This window comes from uncultured Streptococcus sp. (genome assembly GCF_905372115.1).
Classification (GTDB): domain Bacteria; phylum Bacillota; class Bacilli; order Lactobacillales; family Streptococcaceae; genus Streptococcus.
Genome location: NZ_CAJPNR010000002.1, coordinates 62,263 through 85,884, shown reverse-complemented (window position 1 = coordinate 85,884; position 23,622 = coordinate 62,263). Strand labels below are relative to the sequence as shown.

21 protein-coding genes are annotated in these 23,622 nt (G+C 45.7%); 13 read left to right on the top strand and 8 right to left on the bottom strand.

The annotated features are described in order from the left end of the window. Window positions 1-45: 45 nt before the first annotated feature. Window positions 46-693: a metal-dependent transcriptional regulator gene (locus QZ169_RS01315; RefSeq protein ID WP_295504363.1), complete on the bottom strand. Its 648-nt coding sequence runs from the start codon at window positions 691-693 to the stop codon at window positions 46-48. Between the two features lie 228 nt (window positions 694-921). Between QZ169_RS01315 and QZ169_RS01310 the strand changes: the two genes are divergently transcribed. Then, window positions 922-3,495, top strand: a complete 2,574-nt coding sequence (locus QZ169_RS01310) for a GBS Bsp-like repeat-containing protein (protein ID WP_295504360.1) — start codon at window positions 922-924, stop codon at window positions 3,493-3,495. An 84-nt stretch (window positions 3,496-3,579) separates the two neighbouring features. After that, on the top strand, window positions 3,580-4,677 hold the full coding sequence (locus QZ169_RS01305) for a DUF3114 domain-containing protein (RefSeq protein ID WP_295504358.1): 1,098 nt from the start codon (window positions 3,580-3,582) through the stop codon (window positions 4,675-4,677). 20 nt (window positions 4,678-4,697) lie between these two features. On the opposite strand, the gene tpx is transcribed toward QZ169_RS01305, so the two are convergent. From tpx to QZ169_RS01285, 4 genes are all read right to left on the bottom strand, one after another. Continuing rightward, complete coding sequence (tpx, locus tag QZ169_RS01300) at window positions 4,698-5,189, bottom strand: thiol peroxidase (RefSeq protein WP_002896683.1); 492 nt, start codon at window positions 5,187-5,189, stop codon at window positions 4,698-4,700. Window positions 5,190-5,340: 151 nt separating this feature from the next. Further along, complete coding sequence (gene ssaB, locus QZ169_RS01295) at window positions 5,341-6,270, bottom strand: metal ABC transporter substrate-binding lipoprotein/adhesin SsaB (protein ID WP_223310438.1); 930 nt, start codon at window positions 6,268-6,270, stop codon at window positions 5,341-5,343. Between the two features lie 19 nt (window positions 6,271-6,289). Then, window positions 6,290-7,138, bottom strand: coding sequence for a metal ABC transporter permease (locus tag QZ169_RS01290; RefSeq protein WP_009659779.1), 849 nt, complete (start codon window positions 7,136-7,138; stop codon window positions 6,290-6,292). A 1-nt stretch (window position 7,139) separates the two neighbouring features. Continuing rightward, entirely contained in the window at window positions 7,140-7,859 is a 720-nt protein-coding gene (locus tag QZ169_RS01285; RefSeq protein ID WP_295504351.1) for a metal ABC transporter ATP-binding protein, read from the bottom strand. A gap of 149 nt (window positions 7,860-8,008) precedes the next feature. Here QZ169_RS01285 and QZ169_RS01280 point away from each other — a divergent pair, with 149 nt between their 5' ends. After that, on the top strand, window positions 8,009-9,901 hold the full coding sequence (locus tag QZ169_RS01280; protein ID WP_295504349.1) for a M13-type metalloendopeptidase: 1,893 nt from the start codon (window positions 8,009-8,011) through the stop codon (window positions 9,899-9,901). Window positions 9,902-10,132: 231 nt separating this feature from the next. Beyond that, window positions 10,133-11,029 carry a hypothetical protein gene (locus QZ169_RS01275; RefSeq protein ID WP_002910768.1) on the top strand — a complete coding sequence of 299 codons (897 nt, stop codon included), beginning with the start codon at window positions 10,133-10,135 and terminating at the stop codon, window positions 11,027-11,029. Between the two features lie 89 nt (window positions 11,030-11,118). On the opposite strand, the gene QZ169_RS01270 is transcribed toward QZ169_RS01275, so the two are convergent. Then, the gene (locus tag QZ169_RS01270; protein WP_295504347.1) at window positions 11,119-12,315 is read right to left on the bottom strand and encodes an ROK family protein; all 1,197 of its coding nucleotides are present in this window, start codon (window positions 12,313-12,315) and stop codon (window positions 11,119-11,121) included. Window positions 12,316-12,519: 204 nt separating this feature from the next. Between QZ169_RS01270 and QZ169_RS01265 the strand changes: the two genes are divergently transcribed. From QZ169_RS01265 to QZ169_RS01240, 6 genes are all read left to right on the top strand, one after another. Continuing rightward, window positions 12,520-12,837 (top strand): PTS sugar transporter subunit IIB, encoded by a 318-nt coding sequence (locus QZ169_RS01265; RefSeq protein ID WP_295504346.1) that lies wholly within the window; start codon window positions 12,520-12,522, stop codon window positions 12,835-12,837. Window positions 12,838-12,845: 8 nt separating this feature from the next. Next, complete coding sequence (locus QZ169_RS01260; protein WP_002898520.1) at window positions 12,846-13,163, top strand: PTS lactose/cellobiose transporter subunit IIA; 318 nt, start codon at window positions 12,846-12,848, stop codon at window positions 13,161-13,163. 5 nt (window positions 13,164-13,168) lie between these two features. Next, on the top strand, window positions 13,169-14,530 hold the full coding sequence (locus QZ169_RS01255) for a PTS sugar transporter subunit IIC (protein ID WP_125346852.1): 1,362 nt from the start codon (window positions 13,169-13,171) through the stop codon (window positions 14,528-14,530). Then, window positions 14,531-16,309: a beta-galactosidase family protein gene (locus QZ169_RS01250; RefSeq protein ID WP_295504341.1), complete on the top strand. Its 1,779-nt coding sequence runs from the start codon at window positions 14,531-14,533 to the stop codon at window positions 16,307-16,309. 9 nt (window positions 16,310-16,318) lie between these two features. Next, entirely contained in the window at window positions 16,319-17,248 is a 930-nt protein-coding gene (locus QZ169_RS01245) for an aldo/keto reductase family oxidoreductase (RefSeq protein WP_295504339.1), read from the top strand. A 118-nt stretch (window positions 17,249-17,366) separates the two neighbouring features. Beyond that, entirely contained in the window at window positions 17,367-18,782 is a 1,416-nt protein-coding gene (locus QZ169_RS01240) for an LPXTG cell wall anchor domain-containing protein (protein ID WP_295504337.1), read from the top strand. Between the two features lie 48 nt (window positions 18,783-18,830). Here QZ169_RS01240 and QZ169_RS01235 read toward each other — a convergent pair whose 3' ends face one another. Continuing rightward, window positions 18,831-19,811 (bottom strand): nuclease-related domain-containing protein, encoded by a 981-nt coding sequence (locus QZ169_RS01235; RefSeq protein WP_295504334.1) that lies wholly within the window; start codon window positions 19,809-19,811, stop codon window positions 18,831-18,833. A 210-nt stretch (window positions 19,812-20,021) separates the two neighbouring features. Between QZ169_RS01235 and QZ169_RS01230 the strand changes: the two genes are divergently transcribed. Then, complete coding sequence (locus QZ169_RS01230; protein ID WP_295504331.1) at window positions 20,022-20,891, top strand: glycosyltransferase family 2 protein; 870 nt, start codon at window positions 20,022-20,024, stop codon at window positions 20,889-20,891. A gap of 71 nt (window positions 20,892-20,962) precedes the next feature. Here the strand turns inward: QZ169_RS01230 and QZ169_RS01225 are convergent, their stop codons facing one another. Then, entirely contained in the window at window positions 20,963-21,739 is a 777-nt protein-coding gene (locus QZ169_RS01225; RefSeq protein ID WP_185755048.1) for a glycyl-radical enzyme activating protein, read from the bottom strand. Window positions 21,740-21,863: 124 nt separating this feature from the next. Here QZ169_RS01225 and QZ169_RS01220 point away from each other — a divergent pair, with 124 nt between their 5' ends. Beyond that, entirely contained in the window at window positions 21,864-22,607 is a 744-nt protein-coding gene (locus QZ169_RS01220) for a DeoR/GlpR family DNA-binding transcription regulator (RefSeq protein WP_002910752.1), read from the top strand. Window positions 22,608-22,623: 16 nt separating this feature from the next. Further along, entirely contained in the window at window positions 22,624-23,595 is a 972-nt protein-coding gene (locus QZ169_RS01215; RefSeq protein ID WP_295504326.1) for a sugar-binding transcriptional regulator, read from the top strand. Window positions 23,596-23,622 lie beyond the last annotated feature (27 nt).

Below are 23,622 nucleotides of genomic sequence, written 5' to 3'. Positions count from 1 at the left end.
CAATAAAAACCCAGCTTAGACTAAAAAGTCTGAACTGGGTTTTGTTTATAGTTTTTCTACATAAATCTGCTGGGCAATCATAGGATTAATTTGGATTTCTTGGGTTTCTGTCTTAAGAAAATAGACCTGAGCGAAAGAATCGTATTGGATGAAAGTGATGGTTTGGCCGATTTGCAGGTTGTATTTTTCCAAGTATTTGAGTAAGTCAAAGTCGTCATGCACCCGTTTGATGATATAGTCGCCAGGAGCAGAAGCCTCTTCCAGAGTCAGTTGGTTTTCTTCGTCCAGAAGCTCTCCCTTGGCCGGTATGGTGCCTCCGTGAGGACAGGTCTTGGGGTGCTGGAGCATGGCATCCAGACGCTCAACGAAGCGCTCAGAAACAGTGTGCTCTAGGACTTCGGCTTCCTCATGGATTTCATCAGTCGAGTAGCCGAGATGGTTGACCAGAAAGACCTCAATCAGTCGGTGCTTACGGTAGAGGTCGGAAACTAGCCTTAGACCCAAATCAGTCAGCAGGTAGCCGGCTTTTTTATCCTTGACCAGAAGTTCTTCCGCCAGCATTTTTTTCATCATTTCCGTCACAGCCGGAGGTGAAACCTGCATGAGCTGGGCGATTTCTTTATTGGTGATTTTTTTGTGGCGGCTGCCAATCTCATAGATACACTTGAGATAGTCTTCTTTATTTGGGGTCATCTTGCATCCTCGCTGAACTTTCTATCATTAGTATAACAAAAATCGCTGCAAGAATACAGTGTCTAAGCCTTTCTTTGATGTTTAGATTTTCTTCATTCGCTTGTAATCGTTTTGCGATTATTATATAATCAAAGCGTACGATTTAAAAAATAAAAAGTAAAAATTCTTTAGCTGGTTTGCAGAAAATTTGGCTTGCTTTTTACTTTTTTGCAAAAGGAGAATCCTATTATGAAAAAAAGACGAATGATGGCGTCTCGAGCAGAGAAGTTTATTCGTTTTGGCATCCGCAAATGCAGTCTGGGAGCAGTCTCTGTAGCGATTGCGACTGGTCTGGCCTTTCTTGGAAGTGGAGCGGTTCAGGCAGATCAGCTAGCACCTAGTCAGACAGCTGACAGTGTCGCTGTCAGCCAGGCTGTGGAGAACCAAGCAAGCACAGCTGCAACTCCAACTGTAACAGAAACCAGTCTGTCAAGCATGGATAAGGCTGCACCAGCACCGGAGGCTGTTAGTCCTGACGCTGGTCAGGTATCTACGTCTTCCGGTATCAGTGCTCAGTTTACTTCTTCTGATCCTGTAGAAAATGCCCGGCCGAAAAGTGATACTGTAGCTTCTACAGAGAATCAACCTGCTGTAGCTGAGAACTCAGAAAAAAGTGATGCTTCTAATCAGCCAGCGCAAGCAGCTTCTGCTACAGAGCGCCCCTTGGCAGCAGCAGAAGTCAAAAAGCCACAAGGAAAGATTACCATTCAGAACAACAATTCACAGACAGGTGAATTTGATATTGTCGTGTCCGATATTGTCGCACCGGATGGCCTGAAGGCGGTCTACCTACCGACTTGGTCCAGCAAGGATGACCAGGACGATGTGCAGTGGTACACCGCTGAACGGCGGGCCGATGGGACCTATTTCAAGCATGTCAGCTACCGCAATCATAAGAACTCCTTGGGCGAGTACAATGTTCACCTCTATTTTGTGAATGATGCAGGCCAGCTGCAGGGTGCAGGTTCGGCTAAGACAGAGGTTACTCGCGCCCAGCCACAGGGTAAAATCACCATTCAGAACAACAATCCGCAGACAGGTGAATTTGATATAGTCGTTTCTGATATTGTTGCCCCGGATGGCCTGAAGGCGGTCTACCTACCGACTTGGTCAGCTGTTAACGACCAAGACGACGTGCAGTGGTACACGGCCGAAAGACGTGCTGATGGGACCTATTTCAAACATGTCAGCCACCGCAACCACAAGAACTCCTTGGGCGAGTACAATGTCCACCTTTATTTTGTGAATGATGCAGGCCAGCTGCAGGGTGCAGGTTCGGCTAAGACAGAGGTTACTCGCGCCCAGCCACAGGGTAAAATCACCATTCAGAACAACAATCCGCAGACAGGTGAATTTGATATTGTCGTGTCAGATATCGTCGCCCCAGATGGTCTGAAGTCTGTTAGTCTTCCAACTTGGTCCACCAATAACGACCAAGACGATGTTCAGTGGTATACAGCCGAAAGACGCGCCGATGGGACCTATTTCAAACACGTCAGCTACCGCGACCACAAGAACTCCTTGGGCGAGTATAATGTTCATCTCTATTTCGTGAATGATGCAGGACAGCTGCAGGGTGCAGGTTCGGCTAAGACGGTAGTTACTCGCGCACAGCCACAGGGAAAAATCACCATTCAGAACAACAATCCGCAGACAGGCGAATTTGATATTGTCGTGTCAGATATTGTCGCACCGGATGGCCTGAAGGCGGTCTACCTGCCGACATGGTCCAGCAAGGATGACCAAGACGATGTGCAGTGGTACATCGCTGAGCGCCAAGCTGACGGTACCTACAAAAAACATGTCCGAGCTCAGGATCATAAGTTTTCAGTAGGTGAGTACAAGGTTCATCTTTACTATCTGAACGAGGATGGCCAGATGCAAGGTGCAGGTGGCGAGAAGCTGATGGTTTCTGTAGCACCTGAAAACATCCGTGCGACTGGAAAAATCAATATCCAAAACAATAATGCTCGAACAGGAACTTTTGATGTAGTTGTGACAAATGTCTCCAATCCAGGCGGAATTCAAGCAGTATATCTGCCAACTTGGTCCACAGATAAGGATCAGGATGATGTCAAGTGGTATTTGGCCCAAAAGCAGGCAAATGGCACCTATAAGATCACGGTCCGAGCTAGTGACCATAAGCTTTCTACCGGCGAGTACAAGATTCATCTTTACTATAAGCAGGACAATGGTCAGCTCATCGCTGTTGATGCTACTATGACCCAGGTCTCCATAGCAGTTTACAATACTCCATACTACTCACAGCGTGATGGTCGCTGGGGCGGCAGGAAGTATGGTCCTTACAGCATGGATGCGACAGGATGCGTGCCGACAACGCTAGCCATGGTTATTTCTGGGATTACTGGGACAGAAGTGCTTCCGACAACTGTTGCGGATTACCTATATAACCATACCAATGAATTTAATAAAGATGGATTTGGCACCAGCAGCCGTGGTATAGTCCGAGCTGCCCAGCACTGGGATCTGACGACTGAGACCCTGTTTACAGCTTCTGCAGTCAAAGAAGTGCTTTCGCAGGGGCATCATGTCCTAGGTGCCGTTGGTACTAGCATCTTTGCCCATTATCCAGTCACCCATGAGCTAGTTCTTAAAGGCTATGACAATGGAAAAACCTATGTCCGTGACCCTTATAATGCAGCTAATAATGGCTGGTATCCAGTAGACTATCTCTTTGGGGTCAAGAGTGTCGATCCGACGGATAATACAGAAGGTTCCCCCTTTATTGCCATCAAAGGATAAGAAATTCGTGAATAAGAAGACCGCTCGTTGCTTGACGGGCGGTTTTCTATGTAGGTATAATAGAAAAAAGAAAGGAGGGGAGCCATGTGTCCGAAAGAAGGGAAAGAACATCTCTTTCAGCAATTGCAATCAATCGGTTGGTCTCAAACAGCGCTGGAACGAGTTTTTGAAGAGATTGGTGAGCAAGGGAAAAAAGTGCCAGAAGAAGGAGATTACCTGCAGGAGGCTCAGCTTTTTGGCAGTCCTTTCTTTCAAGAGCTCTGGCAGGCTGAGCAGGCTCAGATCAGCAGGTTAGGAGCTCAGGAGTTGCTGGTTTTGGCTATGAATCTTGTTAATATGCCTGAGGAGTTGAGTGGAAACAAGGCAGAGACGGATTTTTTGCTGGCTCGGATTGCTCCAAACCTAACACCACATGATGGCTTTTGGCAGATTTTTTCAAGCACCTTACGACAGGCTTTCCCGGCAGATGATTTCAGCCAAAGGGATGGCAATCAAAAGCTCAAAAGGCAGCTACATCAGTTTCGCTATGTCATTTCCTGCCAGCAGGCCCAGTGGGTCAGAGATCACTACCGTCAGATTGGTATGACAGATGCAGAAGCCTTGGCCTCCTATCTAAAGGCTTTTCCAGCGCTGCCTTATAACTTTCAAGAATCCTCTCGCTTGCATAATAAAGCCTATATTGATAAGATGTCTAGTCAAGCTATCTATCCGGATGGTCAAGCAAGTCAGGCCAATATAAAAATCCTGATTGATTTTCATACAGAGTTTATTTTGGATCAGACAGGTCGTTTTCTCAATATTATCGATCCAGAGGGGGCTAGCCAAAATGGTATTGTGAATGGCGCCAGCTTTAACTACGGTGAGCATAACCGGCCGGGTAATCAGGCTTCTCATACCCGCTACGATGTCAAAACGCCTCCAGTCTGGGATCCTCGCTTTCGCAGGCTTGTCATTGAAAATGGCGGCCGCAAGTTCAAATCACCTCAGAATAATCGTGGTCCGCTGGGCTATCGTTCAGCTAAGAGCCCTTATGCTCGAAAGGGGCGGAGTGCTTATAAACAGGTAAAGGCAGAGATTGCTCGGTTCAAGAAATTGCTGGATCGACCATCCTTTCTCTTGCGTTCATGGGCTTGGTTCCGTCAGTTTTGGCAGAAGTTTTTCGCACAAAAAAATACGGACTAGCAAATCCGTATTTTTATCTCTTACAAGCTCTTAACTGCGGCGATAGCTGCTTCGAAGTCAGGCTCGGTATTGATATTGTCAACATATTCAGCGTAGGTCACAGTGTTGTTTTCGTCCAAGACAAGAACTGCGCGAGCCAAAAGGTGCCATTCATTGATGAGGACAGCATAGTCACGGCCGAAAGAATGATCGAAGTAGTCAGAGAGCATGACAGCATTCTCAATGCCTTCAGCAGCACACCACTTGCCTTGAGCAAAAGGCAAGTCAACTGAAACCGTGATAACAACGGTATTATCTAAGTCAGAGAGTTCTTGGTTGAAACGGCGGGTCTGAGTTGAGCAGACACCAGTATCGATAGATGGGATGATGCTCAGGACTTTCTTTTTGCCAGCAAAGTCAGCCAGAGTTTTCTTTGAAAGATCAGTTGCTGTCAAGCTAAAATCGTGGGCAGTGTCGCCGACTTGCAGTTGCTTTCCAGTAAAGGTTACAGGGTTTCCGAGAAAAGTTGTCATAGGAAGTCTCCATTCATGTTTGATAGCTTCATTGTACAGCGAATAGTGATTTTTTTCGAATAATTTGACCGGAAATTTGAGAGAGACTCCATGTGAAGCTCCTTCTCCAAAAATAAAGAGGTTAGGATTTTGTCTTCCTAACCTTTTATCGTTATTTGGCCAATCCTTCAGAAATTTTATCCAGATTGTATTTCATCATGCTGTAGTAGCTGTCTCCTTCTTCTCCCTTTTCAGCGATTGAGTCTGTGAAGATTTTAGCGTGGATTGGGATGTTAGTGTCTTTAGAAACAGTCTTCATCGGACGGTCGTCCACACTTGATTCGACAAAGAGAGACGGCACTTTGGTCTTGCGTAGTTTTTCAAGCAAGCTTTTGATTTGGTCTGGAGTCCCTTCTTCTTCAGTGTTGATTTCCCAGATATAGGCTGATGGCACATTGTAGGCTTTAGAGAAGTACTTGAAGCAGCCTTCACTGGTCACAATCATTTTCTTTTCTTCAGGGATGTTGTTGAATTTCTCTTTGGCTTCCTTATCCAAAGAGGTCAGTTTTTCCACATAAGCTTTGAGATTTTTCTCGTAAGTGGCCTTATTGTCAGGGTCTTTTTCAATCAAACGCTTAGCAATATTTTGCGCATAGATGATGCCGTTTTCCAAGTTGAGCCAAGCATGGGGGTCTTCCTTACCCTTTTCACTTTGACCTTCAAGGTAAATGACGTCAACGCCATCGCTGACAGCATAGTAGTCCTTGTTTTCTTCCTTATTGGCATTTTTGACCAACTTGGTAAACCAAGCATTACCGCCAGTTTCCAGATTGATACCGTTGTAGAAGATGAGATCCGCTTGAGAAGTCTTTTTGACATCTTCAGGCAGGGGCTCATATTCATGGGGATCTTTGCCGACTGGTACAATGCTGTGCAGATCAATCTTATCGCCAGCTATATTTTTGGTAATATCAGCGATAATTGAGTTGGTCGCAACAACCTTGAGCTTGGACGAGTCACTGGACGCGTTCTTCTGATCGGAGCAGGCAAAGAGAGTGCAGACTGCTAGCAAAAGCAGGGATAAAAAACCTAATTTTTTCATGGGATTCCTCCATTAAATTTTATTTTAGTTTAGGTTGGTTTTTAAGTTTTAAATAGCGTTGCTTAGGGGCAATAAAGAAAGAGATGAGAAAGATGAGGGCCGAGGTCAGGACAATGCTGGATCCTGCAGCGACATTAAAGCTATAGCCGATAAAGAGTCCCAGCACAGAAGCCAGAGCTCCCAAACCCGAGGACAGCAGAATCATGGTTTTCAAACTATTGGCATAGAGGTAGGCCGTTGCTGCCGGCGTTATCAAGAGAGCGACAATCAGAATGGTTCCCACGCTCTGCATAGCTGTCACAGAGACCAAGGTCAAGAGAATCATCAGCAGATAGTGGTAGAAGCTGACCGGCATGCCCATTGCTTGAGCCAGCAAGGGGTCAAAGGAAGTAATCAATAGCTGTTTGAAAAAGAGGGTGATGATTAAGAGCACAGCTATTCCGACTCCGATACTAATCCACATATCAATATCCTGCACAGCCAAGATATTCCCGAAGAGAATATGAAAGAGGTCGGTGGAGCTATTGGCAACGCCGATCAGAATCACACCTAGAGCTAGGAAGGAAGAAAAGGTAATCCCAATGGCCGTATCGCTTTTGATAATGGAGTTGCCCTTGATGTAGGTGATAATAATCGAGGCCAAAAGTCCGAAGGTGATGGCTCCGATAAAGAAATTAATCCCTAAAATGTAGGACAGGGCCACACCGGGCAGAACCGCATGAGAGATAGCATCCCCCATGAGCGACATGCCGCGCAGAATGATAAAGCAGCCGACAGCCCCAGCAACAATCCCAATGACGATGGCTGTGATGAGGGCATTTTGCAGGAAGTGAAAGTCCCGCAGCCCTTGGAAAAATTCTAAAATCATTCTAGGCACCTCCATTCATAAAGAGCTGGGAGCCGTAAGTCTTTTTCATATTGTCCTTGGTAAAGCTGGTCTCGGTAGGACCAAAGGCAATCAGCTTACGATTGAGCAGGATAACTTGGTCGAAATAATCAACAACCTTGCTCAAGTCATGATGGACAATCAGGATAATCTTGCCTGCGGCTTTGAGACTGCGCAGGGTAGACATGATAATCTCTTCACTGACAGAGTCAATCCCGACGAAAGGCTCGTCCAAAAAGATACAATCCGCCTCTTGAACCAAGCAGCGAGCAATCAAGACCCGCTGGAATTGGCCGCCAGATAGCTGGCTAATCTGGCGCTCTGCCAAGTCTTCTAAACCGACAATTTTCAATGCCTCAGCCACCTTTTTCCAATGGGAATTCTTTAGCCCCTGAAAAAGCTTGAGCTGAGGGTAAAGTCCCAAAGAGACACACTCTTTGACTTTGATAGGAAAATGATAATCAATATTGATCTTTTGCTCTACATAGGCAACCCGCTGGAGAGAGTTCTGCAGTGGCTTTTGATCCAGCAGAGTCTGGCCTTGGTGGTCAATAATCCCTAGCATGCCCTTGAGCAGGGTGGATTTTCCGGCTCCGTTAGGACCGATAATCCCAGTAATGGTTGGCTCCTTAATGGTTAATGAAAGGGGCTCAAGAGCCAGCGTATCCTGATAGCTGACAGTCAAATCTTTAATCGTAATCATCTCATACACCTCCATTGTTTTAATATACATTAAAACAAAAATTAAGTCAAGTTAATTTTTAATAAATATTTAAAATTAATATAAGAAATGTTTGAAAAAACAAGTAGATTTTGATAAGGTTATATCAAAAGCATGAAAGCGAGAAGAAGATGACACGACTACAAGATGATTTCTATGATGCGGTTAATGGTGAGTGGGCTAAGACGGCGGTTATTCCTGATGATAAGCCAGTGACGGGCGGTTTCATGGATCTGGCAGATGAGATTGAGGAACTTATGCTCGCAACGACCGACAAATGGCTGGCTGGAGATGGAGTGCCAGAACATGCCATTCTGAAGAACTTTGTTGCTTACCATCGCTTGGCAGCGGATTATGATAAACGGGAAGCGGCAGGGATTGAGCCAGCGCGTGCTTACATTGATGAAATTCGCAACCTAGCGTCTTTTGAAGACTATGCTTCTAAGATTGCTGATTTTGAACTGGCTGGTAAGCCGACTTATTTCCCCTTTGGTGTGGCGCCTGACTTTATGGACGCCCGTATCAATGTCCTCTGGGCAGACGGACCGGGAACGATTTTGCCTGATACGACCTACTACGCGGAGGACCATCCGCAGAAGGATGACCTGCTTGAAAAATGGCGCAAGGCTCAGGAAGATTTGCTAGCTAAATTTGACTTTACGGAAGAGGAAATCAAGGATCTTTTGGATAAGGTCTTGGAGCTGGATGCTGTTTTTGCTCAGTATGTTCTGTCTAGTGAAGAAAGCTCCGAGTATGCGAAACTCTACCATCCTTATCATTGGGAAGATTTCAAGGCCTTGGTACCAGAGTTGCCTATGGCGGATATTTTTACCAAGTTGATCGGTCAAGAACCCGACCAAGTCATTGTGCCAGAAGAGCGTTTTTGGCAGGCAGCTAAGGATATTTATACAGCAGCTAACTGGGATAAACTCCATGCTCTGCTGATTCTCTCTGCGGTCCGCAATACAACACCTTACCTAACGGATGACATCCGTGTCTTGGCAGGAGCTTATCATCGTGCTCTATCAGGGACTCCTCAGGCTCAAGACAAGAAAAAAGCGGCATTTTATCTGGCCCAAGGTCCCTTTAATCAAGCTGTTGGTCTCTGGTATGCCGGTCAGAAGTTCTCGCCAGAAGCTAAGGCTGATGTGGAGCAAAAAGTGGCGACGATGATTGAAGTTTATAAAAATCGCCTGGCCCAGAATGACTGGCTGACACCAGAAACTCGGGACAAGGCTATTGTCAAGCTTAATGTCATCAAGCCTTATATTGGCTATCCTGACGAGCTGCCTGAGCGCTATTCCTGCAAGGTCGTGGATGAAAAGCTGACTCTCTTTGAAAATGCTCAGAAGCTGAGTCAGATTGATATTGCTTACAGCTGGAGCAAGTGGAATCAACCGGTGGATTACAAGGAATGGGGAATGCCAGCCCATATGGTCAATGCCTACTATAATCCGCAGAAAAACCTGATTGTCTTTCCAGCGGCTATCCTGCAGGCGCCTTTCTATGACTTGCACCAGTCCTCGTCAGCCAATTACGGTGGTATCGGAGCGGTCATTGCCCATGAGATTTCTCATGCTTTTGATACCAATGGAGCTTCCTTTGATGAAAATGGCAGTCTTAATAATTGGTGGACGGAGCATGACTACCAAGCCTTTACCGAACGGACTCAAAAGGTCATTGACCAGTTCGAAGGGCAGGATTCCTATGGTGCTAAGGTCAATGGCAAGCTGACCGTTTCAGAAAATGTGGCAGATCTGGGCGGTATTGCAGCAGCCCTAGAAGCAGCCAAGAAAGAAGCTGATTTCTCTGCTGAGGAATTCTTCACTAACTTTGCCCGCATTTGGCGAATGAAGGGTCGAAAGGAGTATATGAAGCTCCTGGCAAGCGTCGATGTTCATGCGCCAGCCAAGCTTCGGACCAATGTGCAGCTGCCAAACTTTGACGACTTCTTTACAACCTTTGATGTCCAAGAGGGAGACGGCATGTGGCGGAGTCCAGAAGAGCGGGTGGTCATCTGGTGATGCCGAGATAAGAGTACTTATCGAATCCTGCTCAAATCAAAAATAATCGAGTTCGTTTCAATAGTCTGCTTTTGTTTGTGAAAGCAGGCTATTTTGTCAAAGAATTTATAAAGCGTTTACATTTCTATGACCTTGTGCTATACTGTAGTTGATAACAAAAAAAACAAAATATCCAAATAGAATAGATTTCAAAGTGTTTATTAATGAATAATAAAGAAAAGAGATATTCTTATGGTAAAACGATTCATTAGTTCAAATGCTTCAGAAATTTTAAATATGACTGCGCCGGAGCTGAAACAGAGCATCAAGGCCAGTGAGGGCCGCGTTATCCTGTCTGAAAACGTGGCTTTTAAAGAATCTTATATCGGTGATGTGACCAATGCAGAGATTGCTCGGTCTTTTGGTGCTGACTTGATTTTGCTGAATGGGATTGATATCTTCCAGCCTTTTGTGGCTGGTCTGGACGCCAAGGAAGATTTTGTTGAGGAGCTGCACCGCTTGGTTGGCCGTCCTATCGGTATCAATCTAGAGCCGGTGGACAGTCAGGCCCAGATGGCAGGAGAACGCCTGATTATCGATGAGGGGCGTCAGGCTAGTCTAGCGACCATTCAGCGAGCAGAAGAGTTGGGCGTTGACTTTATCTGCCTGACGGGTAATCCGGGAACTGGTGTCACCAATCAAGCCATTATTGACACCATTCGAGTGGTCAAGGAGAATTTTTCAGGCCTCCTGATTGCAGGCAAAATGCATGCTTCGGGTGTGGATGAGCCGGTAGCAGACCTAGAAGCAATCGCTCAATTTATCGAAGCTGGTGTTGATATTGTCCTAGCACCGGCAGTCGGCAGTGTGCCAGGCTTTGATGAGCAGGACTTGAAGCAGATTGTCCGCCTGGCCCATCAAAAGGGGGCTCTGGTTATGAGTGCGATCGGTACCAGCCAAGAGAGTGCTGATGAAGATATTGTCAAGCAAATGGCTATCCGTAACAAAATCTGCGGTGTAGATATCCAGCATATCGGAGATTCCGGCTATGGCTGTCTGGCTCCGGTTGAAAATATCTTTGCCATGAGCAAGGCTCTCAGAGGACAGCGCCACACCATTTCCATGATTTCACGTTCGATTAATAGATAGTAAAATGAGATAGACTTTTTAGGGGGAAGCTCCTAGAAAGCCTGTCTCTTTTTTTGTAAAAAAAAAGACCGAGATTCTTGTCTCGGCCTTTATAGGTTTCCTTTTTTATCTAAAAATTCATGATAGACACAGAGGCTGACTGCAGAGCGGGCAATGCTGTATTTAGAGTAAGGGATAATGACAATCTCTGCTTGTTTTTGCTTTGGAAAGAGAGGTACTTCCTGCTCTAACTGAGCCAGAACCTGCTCGGCAATCACCGGATAGGAGAAGAGCTGGCCGTCCAGATAAATCCTTTCGCTATCAATAAGCTGGCAGAGATTGGAAATGGAAATGGCCAGATAGCGGCAGGCAGTATGAATCAACTCAATGCTGCCCAAGTCTCCTAAGCGATAGGCGGTCATCAGACTTGTCAAATCAATGTCATTGACGTCCTCTACAAGGGTCTTTAGGAGCGAGGTCTGGGAAGCCCGATACAGGATAGCTGCTTTATCAAGCAGAGCACTCTCGCTGGCATAAACCTGCAGGCAGCCGTGCTTGCCGCAAGGACAGCGCTCGCCTTCAGGATTGATGACGGTATGTCCCACCTCCCCGATAAGATAATTTTCCTGACTGTAAATGCTGCCCTTGTACATGTAAGAGCAATGAATACCTCTGGCGACATGATAGACGATAAAATTACAGTCTGTCGGATGATAGCTAAAGAGGCGTTCAGCCATTGTCAAACAGTGGGACTTATTGGCAAAGTAGACAGGAAGGTCAAAGGCTTCTTGAATAGTCTGCAAGTTAATCTGTCCCCAGTGGGGGTTTTTAGAAATAATAAAATCACTCTCAGAGAGATTCACATGCCCCGGCAGCCCGAGGGCAATCGCTGAGATGGAGTATTTGCTGTTCTTCTTCAGAAAATCTTGAATGAGTCGGATGATTTCCTGGTCAGACGGGCCGCCTGTCACCTCGACCTGATAAGTCCGAATGCTGCTTTCTGCAATCTCACCGGTATTATCAGCGATGACCATAGCCAGCTGTTTTTCAGAAATCTCAAAGCCCAGATAGTAGCGGCTACGAGGCGCAATATCTAGCAGGGTTTTTTTGCGGCCTACACTCTCGTCATTGAGCTCGCCCAGCTCCAGTACCAAGCCTTCCTTGATCAGTTCATTGATGATACTGCCAGTCGTGGCTGGTGTAATCTGAGTTTCTTTTGAAATATCAATCCGAGAAATCGGTCGTTTGGCATAGAGCTGATCCAGAACAGTTGCCCTTAGCTCGTTTTGTTTTCTAGTTCGTGTCATCTTGTTTCCTCTGCTGCTATACTATCAAAAAAAGCTAGAAATCTCAAATGTAAGCGTTGACATAGTACAGAAAAATAGTTATAATGTTTATAGAATATTAATAACATAGTGAAAAATATTCTATTTCTGGATTTTTGTTTATATATTGAAAATAAATGGCAAGTGTCGTTGCAGGCTAGGTCAGATTCATAAAGGAGGATGCCGATGGAAACAAAACAAATTATGTTAGTCTGTGCGGCTGGGATGAGTACCAGTCTCATGGTCAATAAAATGCAGAAAGCTGCAGAGGAGCGAGGCTTGGCTGCGACGATATTTGCGGTGCCAGTGTCAGAAGCAGAAGACTATCTAAGCGAGAAAAAGGTTGATGTCCTTTTGCTGGGGCCTCAGGTCCGCTATCTGCTGGAGGATTTACAGGAAAAATTAGCTTCAAAAGGTATTCCGGTGGATGTTATCCCTATGACGGACTACGGAATGATGAAGGGGGATAGGGTCCTGGATTTGGCAGAGTCGCTCATGAAGTAGGTACTTTTATGGAAAATAAAGATTCCTTAGAGGTCGCGATGACCCTCATTATGTATGGCGGAGAGGCCAAGTCTTGTGCTATTGAAGCCATTGCTGCAGCTAAAAAGCAGGACTTTGACCGAGCTCAGGAGAGACTGAGTCAGGCTCAGAAGGCCCTGCTGCAAGCTCATCACGCTCAAGCTGAAATGCTGAGCAAGGAGGCACAAGGAGAGAAGACAGAACTTAGTTTATTTATGGTGCATGGGCAGGATCATCTCATGACCAGTATCGCCTTTGTTGATTTGGCAAAGGAGATTGTTGATTTACATAAAAAATTTGATGAATAGGAGAAATGCAGATGAGTAGTTTGGTTGATAAATGGCAAGCGCGTCTCATGCCTATTGCCAATAAAATCGGCAACCAGAAATTTCTGGTTGCCCTGCGGGATTCCTTTATTGGGACCATGCCTGTGATTATGACGGGCTCTTTCGCCCTCATGGTCAATGCTTTTCTATCTGACTTGCCAGGACAGTTCGGCTGGACCTGGATTTCCTCTACCTTCCAGTGGCTGATTGATATTAACTGGCTGGTATTTAAGGGCAGTATTCCTATCGTTACCCTCTTGTTCCTCTTTACCTTCGGGGTCAATATCGCTAAGATTTATAATACTGATAAGGTGTCTGCCGGTCTGGTAGCTGTTGCTTCCTACATCATTACCATTGGTGGCTCAGTTACTAAAACCTTTGAGTTGGCTGGCAAAACACCAGGGCTGAGCAAGGCGATTTCAAAACTTCCAGAGCTAAAACTTGACGGCAGTAACCTGTCTGTGACGATTAACAGTGTCATTCCAGGTGACCAGATTAGTGCGCGTGGCTACTTTACTGCTATTCTGATTGGCTTTGTATCTGTCATCATCTTTTGTAAGGTCATGAATCGTAACTGGACGATCAAACTTCCAGATTCCGTTCCGCCAGCTATCATGAAGCCGTTCTTGTCTATCATTCCGGCTGCGATTGCCATGTATGTCGTGGGGATTGCGACCTACCTCTTTAATCTGGTGACAGGCGAGCTGTTGATTGACTGGATTTACAAGATTCTTCAGGCACCGCTTCTCAGCTTGTCTCAAAGCTTCTGGGCTGTGCTGCTCATTGTCTTTCTCAATAAGATTTTCTGGTTCTTCGGACTGCACGGCGGTAATGTGCTGGCACCAGTCATGGCCAGTCTCTTTGGTGTGACAATGCTGGCCAATCTGGAAGCTTATCAGGCTGGACATGCGATTCCTTACATGTGGACGGATAATTCTTTCGGTGCTTTTGTCTGGTTTGATGCGATTGGGGTTGCCATTGCCATTCTCTGGCAATCTCGGAACAAGCACTATCGCGAAGTGGCTAAGTTAGGAATTTTCCCAATGATCTTCAACATCGGTGAGCCGGTTATGTACGGTCTGCCAATCGTTTTGAATCCAATTATGTTTATTCCATATGTCCTTACGCCAATGGTTATGGTAACAGTAGCCTACTTTGCAACCTCTATGGGCTTGGTTGCGCCGGTTACTCAAAACGTTACTTGGGTAATGCCGCCGATTCTCTACGGTTTCTTTGCGACAGCCTTCGACTGGCGGGCAATTATTCTTTCGCTGGTTAACATCGCTATTTCGACCGCTATATATCTGCCCTTTGTCAAGATGGCAGATAAACAGGAGGAGCTTGGATAGATGGCAAGATTTGAAATTAAAGAAGAATTTTACCTGGACGGCAAGCCTTTTAAGATTTTATCGGGAGCTATTCAGTATTTCCGGCTTCATCCAGACCAGTGGCGAGATACCCTTTACAATCTTAAAGCTTTAGGCTTTAATACGGTAGAAACCTATATTCCTTGGGCATTGCATGAACCTCAGGAAGGGCAGTTTGAGGCAGAGGGCATGCTGGATTTTGAAGCATACTTCAAGTTGGTTGAGGAGATGGGGCTTTATCTCATTGTCCGTCCGACGCCCTACATCTGTGCAGAGTTTGACTTTGGCGGCCTGCCAGCTTGGCTCTTGAGATATCCTTCGATGCGCCTGCGGGTCAATCATCCGCTTTTTCTGGAAAAGGTCAGTCATTTCTATGACTGGCTCTTTCCCAAGCTTCTGCCCTATCAGAGTGATCAGGGCGGACCTATCCTCATGATGCAGGTGGAAAATGAATACGGTTCTTACGCCGAGGACAAGGCTTACATGCGCAGCATTGCGCAGATGATGAAGGTCCGTGGAGTTACGGTTCCCCTCTTTACTTCTGATGGGACATGGATAGAGGCTTTGGAATCTGGGACCTTGATTGAGGATGATATTTTTGTGACGGGGAATTTCGGATCTCAGCCCAAGGAAAATACAGACAATCTGCGAGCTTTCATGGAACGCTATGGCAAGAAATGGCCACTTATGTGTACAGAGTTTTGGGATGGCTGGTTCAGCCGCTGGAGCGAGGAAATCGTTCGGCGTGAAGCCGAAGATTTGGCTCAGGATGTCAAAGAAATGCTGCAGCTGGGCAGCATGAACCTCTTCCTCTTGAGAGGTGGGACAAACTTTGGCTTTATCAGTGGCTGTTCAGCTCGAAAGACCAAGGATTTGCCACAGATTACCTCCTACGATTTTGACGCACCCATTACTGAGTGGGGGCAGCCGACCGAGAAATACTACGCTGTTCAGCGGGTGACCCACGAGGTCTTTCCAGAGCTTGAGCAGATGGAGCCTATTAGCCGACAGGCTAAGGCCTATGGCAGTTTTCCACTGCTTGGTACTGCAAACCTGCTGGATGTGGCAGCGGATATCACAGAGGAAATTCTGCTGGATTATCCGCAGCCTATGGAGCAGATTGGGCAGAATCATGGCTATATCCTCTACCGTTCCGATATCAAAAATCAATACCATGAGGAAAGGCTCAAGGCCTTGGAGACTCATGACCGCTGTCATTTCTATGTCAATCAGGAGCACCTGGCTACTCAGTATCGTGAAGAAATCGGTGATGAAATGCTCTTCTCAGCTGATACCGAGCGGATTCAGATTGATGTGCTGGTGGAAAATATGGGGCGGGTCAACTATGGTTACAAGCTGGGCGCACCCAGTCAATCCAAGGGAGTCAAGGGCGGTATCATGATTAACCACCAGTTCCGTAAGGGCTGGAAGCATTATGCGCTCAAGTTTGACCAGGAAATGCTGGCCAAGCTAGACTGCTACTCAGCTCCACCGGAAAGAGTCAAAGCACCGACCTTCTATCGCTTTGAAGCAGAGTTAGATGATATCGCTGATACTTTTATTGACTGCTCTAAGTATGGGAAGGGGTGTATTTCGGTCAACGGCTTCAACCTTGGCCGCTACTGGAATGAAGGGCCAATTCACTATCTCTATGTGCCGTCTGGCTTGCTTAAGGAAAAGAATGAATTTATCGTCTTTGAAACTGAAAATGTCAAGATTGAAGAGTTGACCTTGCTTGACCATCCAGTCTATAAGAAATGAGGTGTTGCGATGAAATATATAACAGTCGGGAATGAACTGGAGGGAGCCAGTCAGCTGATTTTGGGCTGCATGCGACTGGCAGAGCATGATCCTAAAGAGGTCGTTTCCGTTCTTGAAACAGCAGTAGAAGTGGGAATTAATTTCTTTGACCACTCAGATGTTTATGCTGGCGGCCAGTCTGAAGCCAAGTTTGCGCAGGCTCTTCGTACGGCTAAGATTCCCCGGGACCAAGTTCTCATCCAGTCCAAGTGCGGACTGAGGGATGTTCACACCAACTACCATTTTGACTTTTCTAAGGATTATATTATTCGTTCGGTTGAAGCCAGCTTGGAGCGTTTGCAGACAGACTATCTGGATGTGCTCCTCCTACACCGGCCAGATGCTCTTGTGGAGCCGGAAGAGGTAGCTGAGGCTTTCTCACAGCTGCACCAGGCTGGGAAGGTCCGCCATTTCGGAGTCAGTAATCAAAATCCTTATCAGATCGAGCTGCTGCAGAAAAGTGTGGAGCAGCCCTTGATTGCTAACCAACTGCAGTTTGGCCCAGCCCATACTCCGATGCTGGATGCTGGGCTCAATGCCAATATGCTCAATCCTTTGGCAATCGTCCGGGATGGTAGTGTGCTGGACTATTGTCGATTGCATCATATCACGATTCAGCCTTGGTCACCATTTCAGGTTGACTTGAACCAGGGACTTTTTATGGAGCATCCTAAATATGCTCCGCTTACAGAAACTCTGCATGCCTTTGCGTCAGACTATCAAGTTTCCTTTGAAGCCTTAGTTCTCGCCTGGATTTTGCGTCATCCGGCACAAATGCAGCCGATTGTTGGCTCCATGAATCCGCAGCGAATTCGCTCAATGGTGGCTGCTTTTGATATTGAGCTCTCTCGGGCTGACTGGTATAAGATATACAAGAGCGCAGGGAATCCTCTGCCCTAAGCTTGTTTTTGCAGGGAGATTATTTTTTATTCAGAATCAATGAAGGCTAAGAGCAGTGAATCAGTCTGCTTGTTTCATTGATTAAGCTAGATTCTGTGCCTTATGAAAGGAGAATGATATGAATAATAAGTTTTCTTGGCAAGCCCTAGCAAAATCTGCTTCTGCTGCCAAGTATGGGAGCGGCTTACTGCTATGTGCTTCCCTCTTGTCCGTAGCAGCTTTGACGTGCGTCTCAAGAGTTGAAGCAGAAGATGTTGCGCCTGCCCCTGCCGCAGTAGCTGAAAGGCCGGCTTCTTCGACGGCGCAAGCAAGTCCTGAGGTTGAAAATCCAGCTGTGGCCGAACCCCAAGCAGCTCCTGCAAGTCAGGCCGAATCAGCTGCAGCTGCTAGCGAGTTGCCAGCCAGTCAGGTCATGTCCAATGAGCAGAAGCAGCGCGCCATTGCTCAGATGGGAGCCAATCAAGGGGATGTCTGGGTTTGGTCGGAGGAAAATGTCGTTGAAGAAAATGGGGAGCGTCAAAAGCGCGGTCCTAATGGCGGCCCTGGCCAATTTAATGGCGGTGCTGTTGTGTTAGGCGGTCGGCCGACTTATGACCCAGCAGCTGATTGGTACTACCTAGCTTATAAAGGCGAAGGGATGACCGACGAAGAAGCACAGGCTGTCTTTGACAAGGAACGCGGCAAATGGATGAATGAATTTGATCCTTGGGGCGTTGTGATGGAAATGACGGACAATAAGGCCAGCAATGCTTGGGCGGATATTCGGAACATGCAAGCTTTTGTGCTCCGGAAGGATTCCAATGTCTGGGAGAAAATTGTGGATCACCCTCAAGGGGTTCAATGGGTTTCTCAATTCAAGGGAAATATGTCCAGCAACGTAGGAGATGCCCGGCAGGAAGCCTTGGCTGGCGGGGGAACAGCTATTGAGGTCTTACCTAAGCAGGATCGGGTTGCCCACTGGGGTTCTGATCAGGCTCGTGATATTCCGAATCCTCAGACCATTCGGGCTGTTCTGGTTTCTGTCGAAGCGCGTATTTCTGAAAAATCTGACCCAGATGCCAAGCTTGGTATTCAAGTTGGCGGTGACTGGAAATTTGCTGAAGAAGTGAGTAAGCCGCTCTGGTATCCAGGAGCTGGTTTGGCTGGTATTCAGCGACTGACCAAGGATTGGGCTCGTTACTATTTTGTAAGCCTCACTGGTATTCAAGATGCAGTCGAAGAAAGGGCCATTTCACAAGATGAGTTTATGAAGAGTATCGTGCCGCTGGCCGATATGGAGCAAGCCGCCCAAAATCAAGCTCAGCAGCCAACCCCTGCAAGACCTGATCCAAAGGGTAGCCAAGCGGAAAATCTGACCTACAAAACAAGCGGCAAGACGGGCCCTCAAGCAGCGTCTCAACAGCCAACTCTTCAACAAGCTTCTTCCAAACAACTGCCTAAGACCGGTAGTCAAAGCAGCCTATTGACCAATCTGCTTGGACTCGGGCTCTTAGGACTGGGTGCTAGCTTCCTTGGCTTGAAGAAAAAATCTTAGTTTTGCAAGCTAGAGGGAAAATAATCTACAAAAAAGCAACAGCAGATTCTAGCTGTTGCTTTGTGTTTGGTTTAGGTTTTGCACGACAGGCTGTCCAAGGTTAGGTGCTTGCGCAACCTGCTCGGCAATCGGACTGCAGACAGGCTCTTGGTATTTTTGAGTAAAGCGGCATCTTGGGAAGTTGGAGCAGCCCCAAAATTTCTGACCGGCCTTAGAACCTTTGGCTGCTGTACGGAGCACCAATCCATGCTGGCAGCGAGGGCAGATCTTTTCTGCTTCTCTACGCTGTTTATTCTGGGCAATGCTGTTAATATGGCGCTCTTTGATGACCTGCTTTCGCTTGGTCAAGGGCAGGAGCATACGATAGAGGTCGTCAATCTGCTCGGGTGACAGGCAGACTTGACTTTGGCAGGCCTGCCTGTCAATTGCCCCAATCACTTGCCAGGTCTGAATAACCTTATGCCTGTCACTGTTTAGATGGATTTCCTTAAGCTGACAGTCATTGCCAAAGACGATATAGGAATATAGATTTGGCGTGTATTGGTTGAGATAATAGCTGAGCCATTTGAGATGGACTTTATTTTGAATAATGGGATTGAAAAAAGAATGCTTGTAAGATTTTCCGCGGCCTCTGGAAAGAACCTGAGTCCAGTATTGCTGATTTTCTGAGCCGAAGATCCAGCCCTTGTAGTTTTTTGACTCAAAAATGTAAATTCCAGATGGATGAATCAGCAGTGCATCAATCTCAGTGGTAGTGCCATCTTCTTTGAAGATGTAGAGATTGTACAAAATCTTTTTATAGCCATAGAGCTGGTTCAAGACCTGACCAAGCTGGTACTCTCCCTGTTTTCCCTTGTTGTATTTGAGTTCCCAAGGGGCAGTCTGAGTTTGCTGGAAATAGTCAGGCTCTTGGCTTTGGCTGGACGACCAATCCGAGTCCGTATCTTCCCTGTCATCGAGTAGCTTATAACTGATAAAAAAGACGATGCCAAAGACAGCCACAAATGCGACGAAAAAGAATCCAATCATTTCCTAATCTCCCTTAAAATCCCTAATTCGAGTATAGCACAAAATAAAGAACGAAAGATTTTTATAAGTGTAAAAACACAGCAATTGAACAATAGATTAAAATATGTCTAAAAATAGAAAGTTATCCTTTAAAAACTTATTTTCCAAAAACACCTCACAAACCTAAAAAATCATGTATAATAAAAAGACAGGAAAAGAATAGGAGTTATCATGTCTCAGGAATTAATCAGTGTTATCATCCCTGTTTACAATGTTGAGCAGTATTTAGCAGAATGTGTGAACAGCGTCTGTCGTCAGACCTATCAAAATCTGGAGATTATTCTAGTCAATGATGGTTCAACAGATGCTTCGGGCCAGATTTGCCAAGAGCTGGCTGACCAGGATGCGAGGATTCGTCTCATTCATCAGGACAATCAAGGCTTGTCCGGTGCCCGCAACACAGGGATTGAGCACTCTAGTGCAGACTATTTGATTTTTGTTGATTCAGATGACTGGCTGCCTGAGCAGCATGTTGCCCGCCTTTATGAAAAGCTCAAGGAGTACGATGCGGATATTGCTATCGGTCATCATTGTAGCTTTCGTGCAGAGGATTCAGCCTTCCTCTACTATTCGACAGAGCATTTTGAAACCCTCTATACGCGAGAAGAGATAATCGAGGAGTATCCTAGACGGCGCATGCTAGACGGTGTCTTTCTCTGTGCTTGGGCTAAGCTCTATAAGCGTGAGCTTTTTGATAAAGTACGCTATCCAGTCGGCCGAGTGGCTGAAGATGCCTTCACAACTTATAAGCTTTATCTTCAGTCAGAGAAGATTATCTATCTCAATGAACCGCTCTATTACTATCGCTTGCGGCCAAATAGCATCTCCATGACTTGGAATGAGCAGTGGTTTCGAGACTTGATTGTAGGTTTCGAGGAGCAGCTAGCCATTCTAGGTAAGCTGGGCTATGACCTGAGTTTCTACTACAAGTATTACACCTTCCTGCTCCAGTATTGTCGTGACAGCGCTGCAGCCGTTGGCATGCAGTCCAGTCGGGTCTATCAGGAAATTGAAAGCAAACTCAAACTATTTGGAGAATAAACAAAACAAGCCACCTTCCAACCGCAGGGTTGACAGCGTGGCTTGTTTTTTGGTGTTTGAAAAATTAAAGACTAAAAATAACAATTAATGTCATGCTTCAAAAAGACATCTTGGTATTCAAATAAGTCTTCAGGGTGCAAGGCCTTGACATCTTCCATGGCATACTTTCGGCCAAGTAATTTGTATTTATTTTCGCCAAATTGATGGAAAGGCAGCAGCTGGACTTGATCGATGGATAGTTCATTAAACAGAGTCGCAAACTGCTCCGCATCTTCTAAAGAGTCGTTAAAATCTGGAATGACAGGAATTCGGAGAACAATCGTCTTTTGATGAGTGAAGGCGTAGTGGATATTCTGAACAATTAATTCGTTTTTTACTCCAGTCACCTTGCGGTGGTTGACAGAGTTATAATGTTTCAGGTCTGTATAGATAAAATCAACGTATTGGATGAGATCCACGAATTTTTCGTGTTCTACAAAGGCAGTTGTTTCGATAGCAGTATGAATCCCTTTTTCCTTAGCTGCTTTGAGAATGGCTTTGGCAAATTCAAACTGGGCGAAAATCTCTCCGCCAGATAAGGTCAGGCCGCCGCCAGATTCTTCATAAAAATCTCTGTCCTTTAGGACTTCGTTGATAATCTCCTCGACGCTTCTCTCCTCCCCCATAGTGATGCTTTTTTTGGTAGTGGCATCCAGCATAGGCTCGGGTCTGAATTGCTGTGATTCTGGATTAGAGCACCAAGGGCAGCGTAGAGGACAGCCCTTGAGGAAAACCGTTGTACGAATCCCTGGTCCATCATGAATACTGAAATGTTGGATGTTGAAAATAATTCCTTTTGTTGTTTCCATACTCAGGCCTCCTTTGGATACAATCATTATAACTTATTTTAGAAAGAAAAACAATTACGAATGAAACTATTTTTTGTTTTATTTTTAAGACGTCTTTTGTTACAATAATAGTAGAGGTGATAGAATGGAACGTTTAGATGAAATTGTTAAATTAGTATCTGAATTTGAACGAATCGATGTCAATACTTTGTCTGACCGCTTAAAAGTGTCCAAAGTAACGATTCGCAAAGACTTGGATAAGCTGGAAACCAAAGGTCTGTTGCGCAGAGAGCATGGCTATGCTGTTTTAAATAGCGGCGATGATCTGAATGTTAGGCTTTCCTTTCATTATGATACCAAGCGCCGAATTGCCCAGGAAGCAGCAAAAATCGTTCATGATAATGAAACCATTATGATCGAATCAGGATCGACCTGTGCTTTACTAGCTGAGGAAATCTGCCGAACGAAGAAGAATGTCAAGATTATTACCAATTCTTATTTTATTGCGGATTATATAAAACAAACTGATTCTTGTAAAATTATCTTACTGGGCGGAGAATTTCAGAAAGATTCTCAAGTGACAGTAGGGCCTCTTCTCAAGGAAATGATTCGGTTTTTCCATGTAGAACATGCCTTTGTCGGAACAGATGGCTATGATGAAAATCTAGGCTTTACAGGCAAGGATCTGATGCGGAGTGAGGTTGTGCAGTATATGTCAGAGGCATCTGACCAGATGATTGTCTTGACGGACTCAAGTAAGTTTACCAGAAAAGGAATAGTTAAGAGATTTGGCTTCAAGCAGATTGCCCAAGTGGTGACTGACAAGGCGATTCCTAAAGGGGCTGTTGAGCGCTTGAAAGCTGCCGATATCAAGCTGACTCTGATCTAGCAGAGAAGGAGATAAGATGAAAAATGAAAGAAAAAAACTATTGGCAAAAATTGCTTATCTCTACTATATCGAAGAAAGAAGCCAGTCTGACATTGCGGCTGAGACAGGGATTTATCGCACCACCATTAGCCGAATGCTGGCAGAAGCTAAAAAAGAGGGCATTGTAAAGATTGAGATTGAAGACTTTGATACCCGCTTGTTCCATTTGGAAAACTATGTAAAAGAAAAATATGGGCTCAAGGGAATCGAAATTGTCAGTAATTTAGTGGATGAATCTCCAGCAGACCTGGAAGAGAGGTTGGCTCAAGCTGCTGCAGCTATGCTGCGCAGCCTGATTAAAGACAATGATAAAGTAGGATTTTCTTGGGGCAAGAGCTTGAGCCTTTTAGTAGAGCACTCCAGCAACAAGCATTTGACAAATGTTCATTTCTTTCCTTTGGCAGGTGGTCCCAGTCATATCCATGCTCGCTATCATGTGAATACCCTCATCTATAGCATGGCTGGAAAATACCATGGGGACTGCCGTTTTATGAATTCCACGATTATTCAGGAGAATGAGCAACTGACAAATGGAATATTGGCTTCTAAATATTTTGAAGATCTGAAAAGCAGCTGGCAGGAGCTGGATGTGGCTGTGGTTGGTATTGGCGGGCAGGTTGATACGAGAAATCGTCAATGGTTGGACATGCTGACCTCAGAGGATTTTCTTGCTCTAGAGAGTCAGGATGCTGTTGGAGAAATCTGCTGTCGCTTCTTTAATAAAAAAGGGGATATGGTCTACCAGCATTTGCAAAATCGAACGATTGCCATCTCTTTGGAAAATTTGAAAAAAGTGCCGCTTAGTCTAGCCTTTGCCTATGGCAGTCAAAAATCTGCTGCTATCTTAGCGGTGTTGCGAGCGGGCTATGTTAATCATTTGGTCACAGATGAATCGACGATTCTAAAAATGCTAGAACTGGATGGAGATAGGAGTTTCCTCACTTCTTGATGGCAGTAGAATCTCAGGTGAAATAAG

What these genes read in the sequence shown, in the direction of transcription:
- QZ169_RS01315 (WP_295504363.1), bottom strand. Translation starts at nt 693, where the DNA reads ATGACCCCAAATAAAGAAGACTATCTCAAGTGTATCTATGAGATTGGC.
- QZ169_RS01310 (WP_295504360.1), top strand. Translation starts at nt 922, where the DNA reads ATGAAAAAAAGACGAATGATGGCGTCTCGAGCAGAGAAGTTTATTCGT.
- QZ169_RS01305 (WP_295504358.1), top strand. Translation starts at nt 3,580, where the DNA reads ATGTGTCCGAAAGAAGGGAAAGAACATCTCTTTCAGCAATTGCAATCA.
- tpx (WP_002896683.1), bottom strand. Translation starts at nt 5,189, where the DNA reads ATGACAACTTTTCTCGGAAACCCTGTAACCTTTACTGGAAAGCAACTG.
- ssaB (WP_223310438.1), bottom strand. Translation starts at nt 6,270, where the DNA reads ATGAAAAAATTAGGTTTTTTATCCCTGCTTTTGCTAGCAGTCTGCACT.
- QZ169_RS01290 (WP_009659779.1), bottom strand. Translation starts at nt 7,138, where the DNA reads ATGATTTTAGAATTTTTCCAAGGGCTGCGGGACTTTCACTTCCTGCAA.
- QZ169_RS01285 (WP_295504351.1), bottom strand. Translation starts at nt 7,859, where the DNA reads ATGATTACGATTAAAGATTTGACTGTCAGCTATCAGGATACGCTGGCT.
- QZ169_RS01280 (WP_295504349.1), top strand. Translation starts at nt 8,009, where the DNA reads ATGACACGACTACAAGATGATTTCTATGATGCGGTTAATGGTGAGTGG.
- QZ169_RS01275 (WP_002910768.1), top strand. Translation starts at nt 10,133, where the DNA reads ATGGTAAAACGATTCATTAGTTCAAATGCTTCAGAAATTTTAAATATG.
- QZ169_RS01270 (WP_295504347.1), bottom strand. Translation starts at nt 12,315, where the DNA reads ATGACACGAACTAGAAAACAAAACGAGCTAAGGGCAACTGTTCTGGAT.
- QZ169_RS01265 (WP_295504346.1), top strand. Translation starts at nt 12,520, where the DNA reads ATGGAAACAAAACAAATTATGTTAGTCTGTGCGGCTGGGATGAGTACC.
- QZ169_RS01260 (WP_002898520.1), top strand. Translation starts at nt 12,846, where the DNA reads ATGGAAAATAAAGATTCCTTAGAGGTCGCGATGACCCTCATTATGTAT.
- QZ169_RS01255 (WP_125346852.1), top strand. Translation starts at nt 13,169, where the DNA reads ATGCAGATGAGTAGTTTGGTTGATAAATGGCAAGCGCGTCTCATGCCT.
- QZ169_RS01250 (WP_295504341.1), top strand. Translation starts at nt 14,531, where the DNA reads ATGGCAAGATTTGAAATTAAAGAAGAATTTTACCTGGACGGCAAGCCT.
- QZ169_RS01245 (WP_295504339.1), top strand. Translation starts at nt 16,319, where the DNA reads ATGAAATATATAACAGTCGGGAATGAACTGGAGGGAGCCAGTCAGCTG.
- QZ169_RS01240 (WP_295504337.1), top strand. Translation starts at nt 17,367, where the DNA reads ATGAATAATAAGTTTTCTTGGCAAGCCCTAGCAAAATCTGCTTCTGCT.
- QZ169_RS01235 (WP_295504334.1), bottom strand. Translation starts at nt 19,811, where the DNA reads ATGATTGGATTCTTTTTCGTCGCATTTGTGGCTGTCTTTGGCATCGTC.
- QZ169_RS01230 (WP_295504331.1), top strand. Translation starts at nt 20,022, where the DNA reads ATGTCTCAGGAATTAATCAGTGTTATCATCCCTGTTTACAATGTTGAG.
- QZ169_RS01225 (WP_185755048.1), bottom strand. Translation starts at nt 21,739, where the DNA reads ATGGAAACAACAAAAGGAATTATTTTCAACATCCAACATTTCAGTATT.
- QZ169_RS01220 (WP_002910752.1), top strand. Translation starts at nt 21,864, where the DNA reads ATGGAACGTTTAGATGAAATTGTTAAATTAGTATCTGAATTTGAACGA.
- QZ169_RS01215 (WP_295504326.1), top strand. Translation starts at nt 22,624, where the DNA reads ATGAAAAATGAAAGAAAAAAACTATTGGCAAAAATTGCTTATCTCTAC.